A 13,402-nucleotide genomic window follows, 5' to 3' on the forward strand; every position below is an offset into this window, starting at 1 on the left:
CGCCGGACGGCATACGAACCACTCCTCGCGCTCTGGGAGGATGTCGGCATGGCTTCGCTTGCTGACGCAACCCCGCCCATCGCGCTCGGGGCGCTCGACGGTCGCTACCGTGGCGCCGTCGCGCCGCTCGTCGACCACCTCTCCGAGGCGGCGCTCAACCGGCAGCGCGTGCACGTCGAGATCGAGTGGCTCGTCCACCAGACGACCCACGGCGTCGTGCCCGGCGTGCGGCGGCTCACCGACGACGAGATCGCCGCGCTGCGAGCCGTCGTCGAAGACTTCGGCACCGACGAGGTCGCCGAGCTCGGCGAGATCGAGCGCGTCACCGTCCACGACGTCAAGGCCGTCGAGTACTTCCTCAAGAAGCGCCTCACCGCGATCGCCCCGGCCGACGAGGACAAGGGACTCGCCGAGCTGATCCACTTCGGCTGCACGAGCGAGGACGTCAACAACCTCTCCTACGCCCTCATGGTCAAGGGCGCCGTCGAGCAGGTCTGGCTGCCCAAGGCGCAGGCGCTCGTCGCGCAGGTGTCCGAGATGGCGCGCGAGCTCAAGGACGTGCCGCTGCTCGCCCACACCCACGGGCAGCCCGCGACGCCGACGACGATGGGCAAGGAGCTCGCCGTCCTCGCGCACCGCCTCGGCCGGCAGCTGCGCCGGATCGAGGGGCAGGAGTACCTCGGCAAGTTCAACGGCGCGACCGGCACGTTCGGCGCGCACGCGCTCGCGCTGCCCGACGTCGACTGGCCCGCCGTGTCTCGCGCGTTCGTCGAGGGCCTCGGACTCACGTGGAACCCGCTGACGACGCAGATCGAGAGCCACGACTGGCAGGCCGAGCTCTACGCCGACGTCGCGCGCTTCAACCGCATCCTGCACAACCTCTGCACCGACGTGTGGACCTACATCTCGATGGGCTACTTCGCGCAGGTGCGCGGCCAGGGCACGGTCGGGTCGTCGACGATGCCTCACAAGGTCAACCCGATCCGCTTCGAGAACGCCGAGGCCAACCTCGAGGTGAGCAACGCGCTGCTCGACGTGCTCGGCGGCACGCTGGTGCAGAGCCGCCTCCAGCGCGACCTCACCGACTCGAGCATGCAGCGCAACATCGGCACGGCCTTCGGCCACTCGATGCTCGCGCTCGACAACGTCGCCCGTGGTCTGGCCGGCCTCGACGCCGTGCCCGAGCGCATGGCCGCCGACCTCGAGGCCAACTGGGAAGTGCTCGGTGAGCCGATCCAGTCGGCGATGAGGGCCCTTGGCGCACAGGGGGTTCCGGGCATGGAGGAGCCCTACGAGCGGCTCAAGGAGCTGACCCGAGGGCGTCGCATCGACGGTGACGACCTGCGTGAGTTCGTCCGAGGGCTGGGGCTGCCCGCCGACGTCGAGGCCCGCTTCGTGGCGCTGACGCCGCAGACCTACACGGCCCTCGCGAGCCGGCTCGTCGACGACTACCTCGCCTGACGGCATACGCCCGCTGGTCGGTGGTCCCCCCGCAGGCCGGCGCGGGACCGCGCGACACAGCAAACCCCGCCTCGGCCGGCTGCCCACGCGTGCGACCAGCTTCGGGGCGCAGCTCGATGTGTCCTCGTGGCCCGGCCTCAGCTCCGCGGACGGTCGAGCCGCTCGGCGGCGTCGCGCAGCACCTGGGCGACGCGTGAGCCGAACCGCTCCCCCGGCGTCGGCTCGGTCTCGACCTGGCGGCGCAGCTCGTCGGCCTCCGCCTGCGCCGCCGCCCTGACCTCGGGGTCGGAGGACTCGAGCCGGGCGGCGAGCGCGGCCACCTGACGCACGGCCTCGCCGACCGCGGCCACCGCCGCGGCAGGTGAGGAGGTCAGCTCCTCGGGCGTGCTCCCGCTCTGCCGTGCCACCCACCGCGTCCCGGGGCCGTATGCCGTCTCGTCGGGTTCGTCGCTCATGTGCCCTCCCTCGAGTCGTCCGTCGCAAGCCCCAGCAGGTCGCGTGGGCTGCGCTCCCCGCGTGCCACCGCAGCGAGCTGGTCGAGCGAGGTGACGACGTGACCCGCCTCGGGGCGGGCGGTCAGGTCGAGTCCGGTCGAGCAGGCCCACACGGCGTCGCCGACGCGGTAGCCGACGACGGGCACGCCGGAGTCGGCGAGCTCGATGTTCACCTCGGCGAGATCGGGGTCGTCGAGGGTCACGAGCGGCCCGTCGAGGCCGGCGGCCGCCGTGCGGCTCGGCTCGTCGAGGGGGTTGCCCGTCAGATCGAGCACCTGCACCCCGCCCAGGCCGATGACGGCTGACGCATCGCGGATCCGGTTGCGGCGCAAGGACACCACCTGCAGAGGTAGGCCTGCGAGGGGTGAGAGGTCGGCGAGGTCGCTGTTCTCGACGGCGAGCACGCGGAGCCGGCCCAGCGACGACAGGACCGAGTAGTCACCGACGTCGCACGCGATGAGCGACAGGGTCTCGAGGCGCTCGAAGTGCTCGAGCCCGGCCAGGGAGCGCGCGTGCGACACGATGAGGTCGACGACCTCACCGGGCGGGGTGCCGGGAGGGACGGCGCCGGCTCCGACGAGCTCGGCCAGGGCCCGGTCCACGTCGGTCGTCATGCGCCGGTCTCCGCAGCGACGGCCGCGGACGACGCCGCGAAGCTGGCCTGGATGCGCTGCCAGTTGAGACGCTGCCGGAAGGCGAGCTGGGCCACGGTCAGGGCTGCGTCCTCACCGCTCTCGAGACGGAAGAGCATGCCGACGGGCTGGTTCAGGGCACTCTCCGGGATCATCCCGACGCCGCCGTCCCAGACGCGCCCGGGCAGCTGCGACTGCAGGTGCTGGATGTAGGCCAGCGGGCCGAGGCCGTTCTGCGCGTTGAACTCGGTGCGTAGCCAGTCATGGAACTCCTCCGTGCCCATCGTGCCGGTCATCGAGGTCGGGTCGGCCGGGTCGCGGAAGGCGCCGACGTGACCCGACATCCGCACCGTAGCCACCGTGCTGTCCGCTGCGCGCACGCCTCGCGGGGCCCGCGTGGTCGTGACGACGGGCGGGTGCAGCACGTAGCGGGTCGGCGACCGCAGCGTGTTGTGCGCGACGACCCACCGGAGGCCGTCGCGGATGTTGCCGGTGTTGGCCGTCTCGACCGCGGTCTCGATGACCCGCGGGATGAAACCCGTCGTGATCCACTCGTGGCTCGCCGGCTCGACGTTGCGGAAGAGCCGCTTGACGTAGTTCTTCGTCTCGGCGCTGGCGTTCCAGACGGCGATGAACTGGGCCCACGTGACCCCGTTCGAGCTGCCAGGCGACACCATGGCCCGCAGGAAGGCGATGACGTCGCCGGCTCGGGTGATCGCCGTCTTGATGAGCGGGTTGACGACGTCGGCGGGCAGGCCGACGAACGACCCCCAGCGGCCCCCGGACGCCGTGTAGGTCATCGTCTGGATCTGGCGCAGCAGGGCCGAGTTGTCCTCGGTCGTGATGGTGCGGTTCGCGACCCGGACCATCCGCGTCACCGTGTCGCTGCCCAGCACGCGCAGGAAGTCGGTGCGCACCGTGTGGGCCGGGTCGGGCGAGTCGGTCTCGAACGCGTGGTTCTTGAACGTGCCCGACGAGGCCGACCGCGGGTTGCGCTGGCTGCCGACGAGGAACCACGGCAGCAGCTGCCGGTGCGTCGAGCCCTGGCCGAGGTAGCTGCGCGCACCGTCGGTGGACACGACGCTCGGCTCCCAGATCGGCGTCGTGCCGTCCGGCGCGACCTTGGCCCGACCGATGGTGGGCTCCCACTGCGAGGCGACCGTCGCGGCGTACTCGGACCCGTGTCCCTGGAGGTGCGAGGCGATGTCGCGGAGATACTCGTCGGGGTCCTTCTCCTCGAAGAGCTCGAAGCACTCGCGCAGGACCGAGGCGAGACCGCGCTGCCGGGACTCGAGCGAGTTGTCAGACGGCGGCTCCTGGTCGTCGCGCGGGTCGCGGTTGGCCGCCTCGAAGGCCTGGGCGAGCGCGTCCGCGTCGGCGTCCATCGACGTGAGCAGCCCGTCGAGCTCGGTCAGCTTGGCCTCGGCCGCCGAGCGGTCCTCGGCGTTCTCGATGGCGGACAGCCGCCCCCGCCACTCGGCCGCCTTGTCGCGGATCGCCGTCGGGGTGGAGGCGACCATGAGGGTGGCATCGTTCCCGGAGCGGTCGATCCACGTGCGGTGGGCCTCGTGGGCGGCGCTGAAGCGCACCGTCGTGCCGAGCTCGGAGTCGTCGTTGTGGCCGGCCTCCTCGGGGTCGCCACCGATCCCCATGCGCGCCAGCAGCGCCCGACCCCGCTCGGCGAGGAAGCCGATGACCCGGTCCATGGCGGCATAGACGACCGCCTGCATGCGGGTGATGACGTCGGCGATCTCGCCGGGCAGCCCGCCGAGGTGGCAGAGGCCGGCGAGGAAGTCGATGACGGGCGGGATGAGGGAGGCGAGCGAGCGCTCGACGGCCGCCGCGAGGCCGCCGATGTTGCCGGCGATGACGTCGGCCATGCCGTTGACGATGGCCTCGACGAACCGGAAGATCCGGGCCGCGTTGCGGAAGATCCACGAGCACACCTGGTAGATGAGGTCGATGGCCTGGGCGATGGCGCCCACCGGGTTGAGCATCCCGATGACGCGGACGACGACCTGCTGGATGAGCGTCTCCACGAGGTACTGCACCGCCGCCTCGAGGATCATGTTGACGATGTTCTCGGGGGTCAGCTGCTCCTTGACGAGCTCGACGAGCCCCTCGGGTCCGCGCTCGATGAGGACCGAGACGAGCTGCCACGCCGCCTCGATGACCTCGACGGCCGTCGGCCCGATGTGCCGCACGAGGATCTCGCGCACGCGCGGCCACGTGACGCCCATGAGCTGGAGCGCGAAGGAGAAGAGCGAGCGCGCCGAGAAGTCGCGAGGCATCGGGATCGGTGTCTCGAGCCCGGAGAAGAGCCAGTCCCAGAAGCCGTGCAGCACGTGCGTGCCGAAGTGGTCGAAGAACTGCTCGAAGCCCTGCTTGACCCCGGCGACGAGGTTGTTGATGAAGTTCTCGGGGTCGTCGGCGATGTCCGAGATGACCTGCTCGATGCGGGCGATCAACGCCCAGAAGGCTGCCGGCGGGATGCCGACGAGACGGAGCAGGCCGTTGATGATGGCCCGCACCGGGTCGTCGATGAACTCCTCGATGGCGGCGACGACCCGGCCGATGAGCCCGCCGGCCTCGTCCCGGCGTGCCTGTGCCTCGGCGTGCACCTCGTTGACGGCCTGGACGGCCCGCTGCGACACGTCGCGCACGAAGCTCGTCTGGGCGTCGGTGACGCGCTGGCTCAGGCCGTCGAGCATCCCGGCGAACCGCGCCCGCTCCTGCGCCGCCCACTCCGGGAACTCCTCCTCCATGGCCCGGAACGCCGTGTCGATGTCGTCGCGCGCGTGGTTGATGACGGCCTGCGCCGCGGCGACGACGCCGTTGACGTCGCTCGAGATGTCGGTGAGCAGGGTGCAGACGCCGTCGCCGAACTCCCGCTCGGCGCGGTTGTACTCGTCCGTCACCCAGTCGGGCAGCCCGCCGATGTAGTCGCCGACGGCGAGGATCGCGCCGCCGACCCCGGAGTGCCGGTCGTCGATCCAGCGCTTGACCCGGTCGAGGGTGTCGTGGAAGTCCTGCGAGAGCCGCGCGAGGCCGGCGTCCCAGCGGGCGATCGCGGTGCGGCTCAGTGGCTCGAGCAGGGCGTTGACCTGCGTCTGCGCCTGGTCGTAGATGCCCTGGGCCCGCGTGGAGACCGACTCGCGGGTCTGCTCCTCGGACGTGACCATGCCGCCCTGGGCGCCGCCGACGGCGCCCACGGTGCCGGACCGCGAGGCGCGCATCGCCGCGACGGCCTGCTGCTGCAGCGCCGCCATGTCGCCCTGGGCCGTGTCGATGGCCTGCTGCTGCTCGGCCTGGATCTGCTGCGGCGTCCGCGTCGCGGCCTCCCCCAGCTCGCCGCGCGCGGCCCGGGCCTCCGCGAACGGTCCGTCCGGGATCTCCTGCGTCACCCGGGTGTCGATGCCGGAGTCGGCGATCCGCTGGTCGGTGGCCGCGACGTCGGCGTCGAGCGAGGTGTTCTCCGGCGGGATCGGGTCGGGAGCCGCTCCGGCCGCGTCGACGCCCATCCCCGGTGACGTCGGCGAGGGCGCGGCGATCGGGGTCGGGGTCAGGGCCGGGGTCCCGGCGGGCGGAGAGCCCATGGCGTCGTAGCTGCTGCCGACCTCCGCGGTCTGCGTCTCGACCGACCCCGTGATCGTGGCGCCGGCCGCCTGGGCCTCATGCGTCGGGTCGGTCTCGAGGAGCTCGTCCTCGTCCTCGGGCCGGTTCTCCCGGATCGCCGTCCGGATGCGCTCGCACAGGGCGACGATCTCGGGGCTCGGAGCGGGCCGTTCACCCAGCTCTGCGGCGAGCTCCTCACGGGCGCGGGCCGCCGTCTCCGCGGCCGGCTCGGTCACGGCCCCGCGGGAGTCGGCGACGTTGGCGTCGGCCGTCGGCAGGTCGCGCGCCGCTCCGGCTGCGCTGCGCGCTCCCCCGGCGACCGAGCCGCCCCGGGCCGCCGCAGCAGGTGTGAGCGTCGCCGGCGGCTCGGGCATGATCAGCTCGACCGGCGGGGCGGCCTCGCCCTCCGCCGCACTCCCGTCGGCGCCACCGGGTATGCCGTCCGCCGAGGTCCCGGTCCCGGCGCCCTCCGCGCCGGGCCCGGCCACGGCTGCCGTGGCCTGCTCGGGGGTCTCGCCCGCGCCCGCCGTCGACGCCTCCCCCGTCGCCTCGCCCGTCGCCTCTCCCGTGCGCGCGGCTGCGCCCTCCGCGACCGCGCTCGACGCTGCTCCCTCCGGCACGGTGGCCGGGACGACGGTCGTGTCGGCGGGCGGCGCGGCCGGGGTCGGCGGGGCGGGCGGCACGAGCGGTGCCGGCTCGCCCGTGACGGCGCCGAAGAGGCCGCCCAGCGCGGCGCGCACCGCTGCGTCGAGCACGGCGAGCATCTCGGGGCTGTCGACGCCGTAGACGCCGGGCGCGAGGAAGAGGTCCTCGTCGGTGACGAAGGCGGGTGCGCCGGCGACGGGGGCGTCCGGGTGGACGCGGATGCCGCTGACGTCGACGCCGAGCAGCCCCCGGTAGACCTCGGCCACACGCGGCGTCAGCGGCAGCCCCGGAGGCACCACGTCGCCAGGCAGGTGGATCGTCGCCCGGTCCCCGGCGCGGGGTGCGTCGACGCCCTCCGGCGCGGACCAGCCCGCCTCGGCCGGCAGCGCACGTAGGTCGACGCCGAGCGTCGTGCCCCGCAGCGTGACAGCGGGCGCCGACAGGGCCTGCTCGGGGCTCCAGCCCTCGACGCGCCAGGTCGCCTCGCCGAGGTGCAGCCCGAGCAGGCCGACCCGGGCGCGCATCTCGACGGTCCCGTCGAGCGACCCGTCGGACCGGAAGCCGGCCCGACCCGTCAGCTCGGTGAAGGGGGCCCGTCCGCTCAGCACCACGGCACCGCCGTCGACACCCCACTCCGCCTGCACGGCCGAGAGGCCACCTGCGGTCGTGGCCGGGTCGAGCGCGACCACGGCTGCGTCGCCCACCGGGTGTGGCACGCTCCCGAGCACCGGCGCGTCCTCGCCGACCGGCGACCGCGGCGCGACGGCGTCCCGCGGCGACCGCGTCGAGCCCTTGGACGCACGCTCGGCGTCCGCGCCGGGCCCCGGTCCCGCCCGGGTCGTGACCGGCGTGCTCACCGCGGCACCGTCCGCCCCGCCTTCTCGAACTGGCGACGGATGCCGTCGAGGAGGTGGTCGGTCGTCACGACCCGGCCGTTCGACGCGGCGAGGTAGGCCGCGTCGAGCGTCGCGTCCCGGATCTGCGCCCCCGTCAGCGGGTAACGGCGTGCGAGGTCGCCCAGGTCGATCGACGCGTCCATCGGCAGCGACGCGGGCGCCACTGCGGCCCAGAGTCGTTCGCGCTCGCCCGGTCCCGGCTCGGGGAACTCGACCATGACGTGGATGCGCCGCTGGAAGGCGGTGTCGATGTTGGCGAGCAGGTTCGAGGTGAGCACGACGATGCCGGGGTGCTGCTCGACCCGCGACAGCAGGTAGGACACCTCCTGGTTGGCGTAGCGGTCGTGCGCGTCGCCGACCTCCGTGCGCGCCCCGAAGACCGCGTCCGCCTCGTCGAAGACGAGGACGCAGCGCTCGCGTGCCGCCCGCTCGAAGACCTTCGCGAGGGCCTTCTCCGTCTCGCCGATGTACTTCGACACGAGCGCCGAGAGGTCGACGAGGTATGCCGGGAGGCCGGCTGACGCTGCCAGTGCCGCGGCCGTCATCGTCTTCCCGGTGCCCGGCGGGCCGTGGAAGAGGGCGATGAGGCCGCTCGCGTTGTCGTGGTGGGCGCCGAAGCCCCAGTCGTCGACGACGGTGTCGCGCTGGGTGATCCGGCCCGCGAGGTCGTCGATCCGGCCCCTGGCGGCTGCGGGGAGCACGACGTCGGCGAGGGTGTGGACGGTCGTCAGCGGGCGGGCCGGGAAGTCCGAGGACGCGACGGGCGCCTCCTCGGGCAGCCCCAGCAGCCAGGCGACGAGGGACGGGTCGGGGCGCAGCACCCCGGACAGGTCGCCGGGCGGGTCGAGGGACAGCAGGCCCTGGGCGCGCAGGCGCCCCTGCGACGACAGCAGGACGGTGGCGTCGAGGCGGCCGCGGAACGACCGGGCCACGAGGGTGCGGGCCACCTCGCCGGTCAGGCCGACGACGGACGGTCGGTCCGTCAGGGCGCCGTAGCGCACGGCGAAGCGCTCGTCGGCGTGCGGCGCGACCGCGGCGACGAGGAGGACCGCCTCGGCCGCGGACAGCCCGGTGAGCGTGACGAGCTCGGCGAGGGGCCCGACCCCGGCGAAGCGCTCGATCGACGGCAGTCCCTCGCCGTCGCCCTCGATGCCGAGCGGTCGGCCCGCGGGTCCACCCCGGCGCTCCTCGATGCGCACGGCCACGAGCGCGTCGATCATCTCGAAGGCCGCGCGCAGCTCGTCGACCTCCGGCGGCCCGCCCGCGGTGCGGGAGGTCCCCGACAGCGGCTCCGGTCCGGCTCTCACCGGAACCTCACGGTGACGGGCGGGGACCACGGCAGCTTGAGCAGGCCGACCGGATAGGGCAGGCGCGGCAGCAGCACGTCGAGCGGGTGCGCGGCGGCGGTGAGCAGCGCGGGGTCGCGGTCGGTGTCGAGCAGTCCGGCGCGCACGACCCAGGACGCCCGCACGAAGGCCTCGCTCGACCGCTCGAAGCCCGGGAGCAGCCCCGCGAAGCCGGCGAGCACGCCGCTCGCGGACTCGGCGACCTCGCGGGCTCCGCTGAGCGGCATACGTGCTCGGGACTCGACGTCGGCTGCCGGTGGGCGGCCGGCGAGGAGCCGGACGAGCGGGTCGTCGACGAGCGACGGGTCGTCGGGGTCGACGACGGCGGCGAGTGCCGCCTCGCGGACGTCGACCGGGTCGAGCCGGGGGTGCAGCGCCTCGGCGCGACGGCAGTGGTCGGCGAGCCACGGGTAGAGCAGGACGAGACCGGCCGCCCGGGTGAGGTCGGCGACGACGACGGGGGCACCGCTCTCCGGCGCGACCTGGGCGACGGCCGCGAGGCGGGCGAGCACCTGGGTCTCGTCGTGAAGAGCGGGCGACGCGTCCGCGCGAGCCGCGCCCTGCTGCCCCGAGGCGACGTCGGCCGTGCCAGCGTCCGCCCCCGGCGCGTCGGGTCGCTCCGTCGGCTCCGACAAGGACCGTGGCCAGGGCTCTTTCGGCACTGGGCCTCCCGCTGGAAGCCCTTGCGGCGCAACGGCTCTCGCGACCATGTCGACGACCGCAAGCCACTCGGCGACCTCTAGCTCGGCTCGGACCGTGGCCGCGACCTGCGGGTCCGCGAGGGCCAGCACGGCGCCCGGGAGGTCGGCGGGCCGCGGGCCGGCGGCACCCACCCAGAGCCGGGCCCCCGTGGCGACGTCGACCGGCGAGCGCCGGGGGCGCGCAGGCGGCGACGCGTCGGCGCCGCCACGGGCCACGGCCGTCGCGCCAGCACCGCCCCCGTCGGCGAGCACCTGCGCGCGGATCGCGTCGGCCCACAGCAGCGCCAGCGTCTCGTCGTCGTAGTCGTCGACGGACAGGTCGAGCGTCACGAGCACGTGGTCGAGCCGGACGTCGCCGATGTCGGCGAGGGCCCGGTCGAGGGCCGCAGGGAGCGCCGTGGCCGCGACGCGCGCGAGTCGTCGCGCGCCCGGCCCGCGCAGGCGCAGCACGTCGACGGCCACGTCGGTCACGGCACCAGGCCCCCGAGGTCACGCAGCTGCGCGTCGAGCTGCCGACCCACGTCCTTGGACACACCCGATGCCTTGACGAGCGTGCGGAGCGTGCCGAGCACCTCGAGCGTCGCCGCCGTCAGGGCCGCGGGCTCGACCGACTCCACGGCCTCCTCCGGCGTGTCCGGGGGTGCCACCGCCTGCGCGAGGGCGGCGTGGGCGCGGTCGGCCGCTGCGGCATACCGGCTGAAGCTGCGGTTGCGCGGGTTGGGCAGCGACCGCAGCGCGTCGACGGTCGTCCGAGCGAAGTCGGCGACGCCCTGGGCGAGCTCGCGGTCGACCTGGCCCGACGGCTTGACGATCCCACCGATCCCACCGATGCCACCGATCCCGCCGACGCCCGGGCCGCTGATGACGCCACCGCCCCCGGGGCCGCTGACGACCCCACCCCCGATGTGCGTGCCGATGTTGGGGTCGACGGCGATGACGCCGCCGCCACCGACCTTGGGGTCGAGCTTGATGCCGTCGCCGAACTTCGAGATGACCTCGACCTTGCCCTCGAGGACGTCGATCCGGTTCTGGACCGTGTCGATGCGCTTGATGCCGGACTCGAGCTCACCGAGGCGGTTCGTGATCGTCACCGCGTCGAAGCTGCCGCGGAACGACGTGAAGTCGGTCTGGAGCAGCGTCATGGTGCCGCCGAGCCCGGCGACCGTCTGGTCGAGCTGCCCGAGGTGGGTCTCGAAGCCGGTCGACAGGCCACGCAGCTCGGTGGCCGCCGCCATCGCCTCGGTCGCCGCGCCCACGGCCGCCGGCAGCGCCGACCCCACGGTCCGCACGTTCTGCACCGTCGGGACGCGCCCCGTCGAGACGACGACGCCGTTCGCGTCGGTGCCGAGCACGACGGAGTCCGAGGCCGCGAAGCCGCCGGCCGGCGCATAACCGTCGAGGGTCATGACGTCCCCGGCCGACATGACCCGGACGTCGGCGATGGCACCCTGCCCTGCGATGAAGCCGCCGAGCACCGTCTTGACGTCGTTCGCGTCGTGACCGAGGAAGTCGGTGAGCGGGAACTCCTGCTCGCCGAGGACGTCGACGGGCTGCCGTTCGTAGACGACGTCGGGCCGCTCCCACGTCTTGATGGGCGGGTTCCACACCGGTTCGCGCGGGTCGAAGACCCACGTGTGCCGCCACCTGTCCGGGATCTCCTTGGGCGGGAAGACGATCTTGATGCACTTGTCGCCGACGCGGATGGACCCGACGGGGCAGGCGACGGGCGGCTTGGGGTCACCGACGGGCGCCGGGTCGGGTGGGGCGAAGCCGGCGAGGAGCGCCTCGACCTCGTCGCGGAAGGCGCCGGCAGGGTCGGTGCACGAGCCCCCGAGGAAGGCCTCGGTGAAGCCGCGTGGCGGCTCCCACGCGTGCCGGTAGGCGCAGTCGAAGACCCACGTGCTCGACACCTGGTGGAGCCAGCCGAGCACAACCCCGGGGCGCGTCGTGTCGCGGTCCCACGTGAGGGCCAGCAGGGCGCGGACGCGCAGCAGGTCGAGGGTCGCGAAGAGCACCATGTTGAGCCAGCCGCACTTGTAGCCCCTGACGCCCGCCGTGTCGGTGCTCGCGATCGACGTGGCCTGCAGCTTCGCGATGAGGGTGGGGTCGACGAGGGGCTGGGTGCCGTTGGTCAGCCGGGCGGCGATGGCGTTGCGCAGCGTCGGGTAGGAGTTGATCGGCGAGGAGTCGAGGGCGAGGCGGATCGGCTCGACGGTGAGGAGGGGCTCGGCCGCGAAGTCCATCCGGGTGCCTGTGACGCGGCCGGCGACGACCCGAACGGCGACACCGCGGGTGTGCAGCTCGGCGTGCCCCGCGCAGCCCGACTCGCCGCAGTCAGGGGTGGGCTCGACGGTGTCGGTCGCCTCGAGGACGACGCTGAAGGCGCCGGGTGCCGCGTCGACGAAGTCGTAGGCCACCGACTCGGCGACGGGCGGCAGGGCCAGCGTCTGTTCCGCCGCGAGGATCAGCGGCTCACCGCGCTGGTCGATCGCGAGCCCGGGCCCGACCGTGAGGGTCGTCGGCGTCGACACGGTGCCGCCGAGGCCGGCGTTGACGCCGAAGCCGACGAGGCGCCCGACGAGGCGGTCGCGCTGGTGGAGGAAGTCCCTGAGGTCGTTGAGCTCGGCCTCGGTGAGGGTCTGGCCGTCCACGAAGACGGGGTACTGGTTGTCTGCCATCGCTGGTTTCCCTTCGGGACTCACGTCGTCGAACCGGTCGGCAGGAGGCCGACGCCGAGGCGGTCGACGCCTCGGCCGGCGTCGATGCACTCGTAGAGGTGGATGCCGCTCGCGTGGCTCACGACCGACACGACGGAGCACAGGAGCGCGTTGAGGTCGGCCTGCTGCTGCTGGACGGCGAGGGCGTATGCCGTCACCTCGTCCGCCGTGGGCGTGGGCGGGAGCGTCGGCGGGGACGCGAGCACCGCGAGGTCGGTGAAGACCGCCGGGTCGGTGAAGCAGACGCGCAGGTCGACGTGCGCGGGGGCGTAGCGCCGGACGAAGTCGACGGCCTCCTCGCGCCGCTCCCAGTCGACGAAGCCCTTCGCCGTCGACGGGTCACCGGTGCTCGGCACGGGGACGCTCGTCGGGACGAAGAGGGTCGCGGTGTAGGCCTCGGCGGTGAGGCCGGCGCCCGGTGCCTTGAAGTGCTCGAGCAGGTAGGGCCGGCCGGCGGCGGGCAGGTCGAACCACAGGCAGAACCAGCTGAGGAAGCCGCGTGGCGTTCCGCGGCGGCGCCAGAGCCGGGTGCAGCGGGCGAGGAGCTCGCGGCGCTGCTGGAGGCCACGCTCGGTGCCGGGCCAGCTCGTCGGGAACGTCACGCTCGCCCACCGCGCGACCTCGTCGTAGGTGTCGAGGTGGTGTGCGAGGAGCGCGTCCGCACCCGCGTCGAGGGGCAGGTCGGCGGGCCAGCGCAGCGTCGCGTCGGGCCCGAGGGCCGTGAGCAGGTCCTCGAGGTGCTCGACGACCGCGTGGCTCAGCTCGTCGGCGAGGCCGAGGTAGGCGTCGACCTGGGCGAACGAGACCTCGTCCTCCTGGTAGACGGCGGGCAGCTGCGACGCGAGGCGGGTGTGGTCGGGTCCGCGCGTGGGAGTGGTGGCCGAACCCACCGGTC

General features: G+C 73.7%; 8 protein-coding genes. 1 reads left to right on the forward strand and 7 read right to left on the reverse strand.

Annotated elements, in window-relative coordinates:
* Nucleotides 1-48 precede the first annotated feature (48 nt).
* The gene (gene purB / locus ACSQ2D_RS19100) at nucleotides 49-1,461 is read left to right on the forward strand and encodes an adenylosuccinate lyase (RefSeq protein WP_435987490.1); all 1,413 of its coding nucleotides are present in this window, start codon (nucleotides 49-51) and stop codon (nucleotides 1,459-1,461) included.
* 137 nt (nucleotides 1,462-1,598) lie between these two features.
* On the opposite strand, the gene ACSQ2D_RS19105 is transcribed toward purB, so the two are convergent.
* Genes ACSQ2D_RS19105 through ACSQ2D_RS19135 form a run of 7 tightly spaced genes read right to left on the reverse strand, consistent with a single transcriptional unit; the run spans nucleotide 1,599 to nucleotide 13,397 of the window.
* Nucleotides 1,599-1,916 carry a hypothetical protein gene (locus ACSQ2D_RS19105; RefSeq protein WP_435987491.1) on the reverse strand — a complete coding sequence of 106 codons (318 nt, stop codon included), beginning with the start codon at nucleotides 1,914-1,916 and terminating at the stop codon, nucleotides 1,599-1,601.
* On the reverse strand, nucleotides 1,913-2,569 hold the full coding sequence (locus tag ACSQ2D_RS19110) for a hypothetical protein (protein ID WP_435987492.1): 657 nt from the start codon (nucleotides 2,567-2,569) through the stop codon (nucleotides 1,913-1,915). The genes ACSQ2D_RS19105 and ACSQ2D_RS19110 overlap by 4 nt, the downstream gene beginning before the upstream one ends.
* On the reverse strand, nucleotides 2,566-7,704 hold the full coding sequence (locus ACSQ2D_RS19115) for a hypothetical protein (protein ID WP_435987493.1): 5,139 nt from the start codon (nucleotides 7,702-7,704) through the stop codon (nucleotides 2,566-2,568). Before ACSQ2D_RS19115 ends, ACSQ2D_RS19110 begins: the two co-directional genes overlap by 4 nt.
* Nucleotides 7,701-9,050 (reverse strand): ATP-binding protein, encoded by a 1,350-nt coding sequence (locus tag ACSQ2D_RS19120; RefSeq protein WP_435987494.1) that lies wholly within the window; start codon nucleotides 9,048-9,050, stop codon nucleotides 7,701-7,703. The genes ACSQ2D_RS19115 and ACSQ2D_RS19120 overlap by 4 nt, the downstream gene beginning before the upstream one ends.
* Nucleotides 9,047-10,261: a contractile injection system tape measure protein gene (locus ACSQ2D_RS19125; protein ID WP_435987495.1), complete on the reverse strand. Its 1,215-nt coding sequence runs from the start codon at nucleotides 10,259-10,261 to the stop codon at nucleotides 9,047-9,049. The genes ACSQ2D_RS19120 and ACSQ2D_RS19125 overlap by 4 nt, the downstream gene beginning before the upstream one ends.
* Nucleotides 10,258-12,468: a hypothetical protein gene (locus ACSQ2D_RS19130; protein ID WP_435987496.1), complete on the reverse strand. Its 2,211-nt coding sequence runs from the start codon at nucleotides 12,466-12,468 to the stop codon at nucleotides 10,258-10,260. The genes ACSQ2D_RS19125 and ACSQ2D_RS19130 overlap by 4 nt, the downstream gene beginning before the upstream one ends.
* Before the next feature lie 20 nt (nucleotides 12,469-12,488).
* A complete protein-coding gene (locus tag ACSQ2D_RS19135; protein WP_435987497.1) occupies nucleotides 12,489-13,397 on the reverse strand; it encodes a hypothetical protein in 909 nt (302 codons plus the stop codon).
* Between the last annotated feature and the right edge of the window lie 5 nt (nucleotides 13,398-13,402).

Origin of the sequence: Terrabacter sp. LjRoot27 (assembly GCF_964254175.1) — a bacterium.
In the GTDB taxonomy this organism is placed as follows: Bacteria; Actinomycetota; Actinomycetes; order Actinomycetales; family Dermatophilaceae; genus Terrabacter.

Bases quoted from the DNA above. Each gene is read 5' to 3' on its own strand.
- purB (WP_435987490.1), top strand. From the start codon at position 49: ATGGCTTCGCTTGCTGACGCAACCCCGCCCATCGCGCTCGGGGCGCTC.
- ACSQ2D_RS19105 (WP_435987491.1), bottom strand. From the start codon at position 1,916: ATGAGCGACGAACCCGACGAGACGGCATACGGCCCCGGGACGCGGTGG.
- ACSQ2D_RS19110 (WP_435987492.1), bottom strand. From the start codon at position 2,569: ATGACGACCGACGTGGACCGGGCCCTGGCCGAGCTCGTCGGAGCCGGC.
- ACSQ2D_RS19130 (WP_435987496.1), bottom strand. From the start codon at position 12,468: ATGGCAGACAACCAGTACCCCGTCTTCGTGGACGGCCAGACCCTCACC.